General features: G+C 54.2%; 2 protein-coding genes. Both read left to right on the top strand.

The window, feature by feature from the left end; translation table 11 throughout:
- Window positions 1–1,018 (top strand): phosphoenolpyruvate carboxykinase (ATP) (pckA, locus tag OES20_19040; GenBank protein ID MDH3636789.1); only part of this gene is annotated, 1,018 nt, incomplete at its 5' end.
- A gap of 85 nt (window positions 1,019–1,103) precedes the next feature.
- Window positions 1,104–3,101: a CocE/NonD family hydrolase gene (locus tag OES20_19035; protein MDH3636788.1), complete on the top strand. Its 1,998-nt coding sequence runs from the start codon at window positions 1,104–1,106 to the stop codon at window positions 3,099–3,101.
- Window positions 3,102–3,304: the final 203 nt, after the last annotated feature.

Genomic DNA, 3,304 nt, shown 5'->3' with positions numbered 1-3,304 from the left:
CGGTACCTGGTACGGTGGCGAGATGAAAAAAGGCATGTTTTCGATGATGAATTACCTGCTGCCTTTGAAAGGCTTGCCCTCGATGCACTGTTCCGCCAACGTCGGAGAAAACGGTGACGTTGCGATATTCTTCGGTCTGTCGGGAACCGGGAAGACCACGTTGTCGACCGATCCCAAGCGACGCCTGATCGGCGATGACGAACATGGCTGGGACGATGACGGCATCTTCAACTTCGAAGGTGGCTGTTATGCCAAGGTAATCGATCTGAGCGCCGATGACGAGCCCGATATCTACCGCGCGATCCGACGCGACGCGTTACTCGAAAACGTGGTCGTCAGGGATAACGGCGAGGTCGACTACGGCGATGGGTCGAAAACCGAAAACACCCGGGTGTCGTACCCGATTTATCACATCGACAACATCGTTAAACCCGTCTCCAGGGCAGGTCACGCCAGTCGAGTCATATTTCTGACCGCCGACGCCTTCGGTGTGTTACCACCCGTTTCAAAGCTAAGCTCAGAGCAGGCGGAATATTACTTCCTGTCCGGCTTTACCGCGAAGCTCGCGGGCACCGAACGCGGTATCACCGAACCTACGCCGACTTTCTCGGCCTGTTTCGGCAAGGCCTTTCTATCGCTGCACCCGACCAGGTATGCAGAAGTTTTGTACAACAAGATGAATCAGTTCGGGAGTCATGCCTACCTGGTCAATACCGGCTGGGATGGCAGTGGCAACCGTATTTCGATCAAGGCAACCCGTGCGATTATCGATGCGATTCTCGACGGCTCGATTGACACTACTGGAACGGAAACGTTACCCGTTTTTAACCTCAGCATCCCAACCAGCCTGCCCGCCGTCGACACAAACATACTCGACCCACGCAACAGTTACGACGACGTGTCTGAATGGGATTCAAAGGCGACCAGGCTGGCCTCTCTATTTATCGAAAACTTCGAGCAATATACCGACACCGAGGGTGGCAAAAAGCTCGTATCGGCGGGTCCAATAGTCGATTAACCCGGCGACACTTCATCACTGCGACACTTGCCTCGGCCCGGTTTCGGCAGGCAAAATGTCGTCCCCCATTGCGGTGAGAAAAAAAATGAAAAAAGCTGGTTTCAAGGTCCTCGAAAACGAATGGATCGAGCTGTCCGACGGGCGCAGGTTATCGGCGCGGATCTGGATGCCCGACGGCGCCGCGAAGAAACCGTCACCCGCCATTCTCGAATATATTCCCTATCGCAAGCGCGACGGCACCGCGCAGCGTGATGAAAGCACTTACCCGGCTTTTGCCGAGGCCGGTTATGTCGGTGTCAGAGTCGATATCTCCGGCACGGGTGAGTCTGACGGTGACTGGGACGATGAGTACTCGCCGCGCGAACTCGCCGACGGTTGCGAGGTCATCGAGTGGATCTCCAGACAGGACTGGTGCGATGGGTGTATCGGAATGATGGGTATCTCCTGGGGCGGCTTCAACAGCCTGCAGATCGCAGCATTAAAACCACCGGCGCTGAAAGCAGTCATTGCTATCGGTACCACGGTTGATCGTTACAACGACGACATCCACTACAAGAACGGGTGCCTGCTCTATTCAAATTTTTTCTGGTCCAGCACCATGCTGTGCTATGCATCGCGACCACCCGACCCGGAGCTGGTGGGTGACAGCTGGCGCGAAACCTGGTTAAAGCGCCTTAATACCCAGCCCTTTCCACTGGCGACCTGGCTCGCGCATCAATACAAGGACGACTACTGGAAACATGGCTCGATCAGCGAGAATTACGACGCTGTCGAAATTCCCGCGCTGGTGATCTCGGGCTGGGCCGATGGTTATATTAATGCGCCCCCTGCAGCGGCAGCCAATTTGAAAAATGCCAGGGCAATCAACGGCCCCTGGATTCACAAGTACCCGCATTTCGCGCTGCCAAAGCCACGCCTTGATTTCCTCGGAGAGGCCATCAACTGGTGGGACAAATGGCTCAAGGGCGCCGATAACGGCGTCGACAATCTGCCCGCCTATCGCGCCTATATCCTCGAAGATGCGAAGCCACTGCTGCACCATGAAGTCGAACCCGGCCGCTGGGTTACGGAAGCTGAACTTCCCTCCCCCGACACCCGCAAACGTAATTATTACCTGGCCTCGAATCGGCAACTGCTCGATATTCCCGGCCGAACCAGCGACAAGATATTCAACTCCCCGCTGGACTGCGGTACCGCCTGCGGCGAGTTTTTTACACTGAAGCCTGACGGTGAGATGCCGGCTGACCAGCGTCGGGATGATTCCGGATCACTGGTATTCGACAGTGGAAAACTGTATCAGCCCATCGAAATCCTGGGCCGACCGAAAATCCGATTGAAGATTTCTATCGATAAGCCGCTCGGCAATATCGCGATACGCCTGAACGATATACATCCGAATGGCGAAGTTTCGAGAGTCAGCTGGGGTGTACTCAACCTGGCGCATCGCAACGGCAACGAAAATCCCGAACCGATGATCCCGGGGAATTTCGAATTCGTTGAAATCGAGCTCAACGAATGCGGCTATCGATTCATGCGCGGACACAAGATGCGTGTCGCGATCTCCAACAATTACTGGCCGATGGTTATGCCGCCACCCGAAATTGTTACCACTACCCTCAAGCTTGGCCCTGACGCCTTTATCACGCTGCCGGTGCGGGAAGGCGTAGACGTCTACGAAGAATCCGAACCCATGGATCAAAATCCGCTACCCGAATACAAAATCAATGAACCGGGGCTCAGTCGGCGCTGGGTCGAGCGTAATTTCCAAACCGGGGAATCGCACTACCGGATTATCGATGACACCGGCGAAATCGAAGTACCGGGCCACGGCATGTGCACGCGGCACCGACACGATGAACGCTGGACCATCGCTGCCGACGATCCGCTCAGCCATCGCTCGTTAAGCCGCTATATTTGCTGGATGCATCGTAGCGACTGGTCAATCAGAACCGAGGCCGAAAGCGAGCTTCGCTGCGATGCTGATAATTTTTATATCAAGGCCACGGTGCGCGCCTACGAGGGCGATGAACTGGTCAATCAGCGCGACTGGGATGAAATCACTATCCCACGCGACCACATTTAGCTAAAAAGCGTCAAATTATTGTCATTAATTTAACCTATTGACAAATAACAAGAAATTATAGCGAAATAACAAGAAATTAGTGTTAATATGCAACTTTTCAGCCAGATAACGAGCATTTTTCATGGCCAGACTACCGCGGTACGCGATAAAAAATCAGCCGCATCACATCATTCAACGAGGGCGAGACGGAAAACAAATCTTCT

This window comes from Gammaproteobacteria bacterium, assembly GCA_029862005.1.
Lineage (GTDB): Bacteria > Pseudomonadota > Gammaproteobacteria.
The sequence above is the reverse complement of the archived record's forward strand: the minus strand, read 5'-3'. Positions and strand labels throughout refer to the sequence as shown.

Bases quoted from the DNA above. Each gene is read 5' to 3' on its own strand.
- OES20_19035 (MDH3636788.1), top strand. From the start codon at position 1,104: ATGAAAAAAGCTGGTTTCAAGGTCCTCGAAAACGAATGGATCGAGCTG.